This is a genomic window from Vibrio sp. L3-7, from assembly GCF_963898195.1.
GTDB classification, from domain to species: Bacteria; Pseudomonadota; Gammaproteobacteria; order Enterobacterales; family Vibrionaceae; genus Vibrio; species Vibrio echinoideorum.
Genome location: NZ_CAWQUW010000071.1, coordinates 1 through 1,029 on the forward strand (window position 1 = coordinate 1; position 1,029 = coordinate 1,029).

At 50.6% G+C, this 1,029-nt stretch carries 1 pseudogene; it reads right to left on the reverse strand.

The window, feature by feature from the left end:
- Positions 1–1,029, reverse strand: a pseudogene (locus tag AACW75_RS24285) (conjugative transfer relaxase/helicase TraI); the annotation flags it as partial.

Consider the following 1,029-nt stretch of genomic DNA (forward strand, 5'->3'; position numbering starts at 1 on the left):
CAATGGCTGACGGGGAGACCTGCTCTTTTTCAAGTGCGCTTTGGGCTTTGTCTGGTTTGTCGGTGAAGATATCAAGGCGCTCTGTTTTTTCAGTCAGGTCGTTTATCAGGGGCTTAGATAGGGTAAATGCTTTGCCTGACAGTAAAGTATGGGCTTTTGGCTCAATATGGTGGGCGCCGTGAACGTAGTCGTATTGCAGCGGCGCGTCTTTTAGGCTCTCTAAGTTGACGCGCTGCGTTTCCCCTTTGCTCTCAAGCGTGAGGCTTTCTTTGTCAATGTGAGTGACAAGGTAGCTTTGGTTCGCGTCCAAGCCAGCAGGGAAGTGTTTGCCTAGCGTTTGAAGGCGTTCGCCTTGGGCGATATTGAGACTTTGCGGTTTATTGATTTGCATCTTCATGTGCTTAAAGGCGCGACTGGACGGGTCAAAGGTGTGTGATTGTCCATCGCGTTTGCTGAGTGCGGTCATGGTGTTGCTCTCTTTGTCGATACTGGCGATGACAAAACTCTGAGGTTTGTTTTTCTCCCAATGGGTGAGTGTCATGCCTGGTTTGTAGTGTTGAACGAGGGGTTGTTGCGCTTTAGAGAGGTGGTGAGGGGGTTGAGTGAATAGGGTGGTTTCGTGTCTGGCGAGGGCGCCGGTATTTTTGAGCTGGCCCCGTATCGCTTCGGTTAACCGCCGCTGCTCGACGCTGGAAGTGGCAATCACTTGCGTGTTGGCTTTATCGGGGAGGTCGGCGTACACCCGCGCTATCCTATCGGTATCATTGTCATGCAGTTTTACGTTGGTGTTGCTGGCTCGCTTGCCAACCCAAGAATGACTCTCCACATTGCCTTTTTGATACAGCGAGATAGCGTTATTGGCTTTAAATCCCTGACGGCTTGATACGCGATTAAGCATCACCACTTTACTGCTCGATTGTTTGGCTTTATCGGTGAGGGCCAGCAACTCATTGGCACTCATCTTATTGGCGTCATCGATGAGCAAGACGTCTTTATTGGTCAGCGGCGTATCGCTTTGCAGTAAGCTAT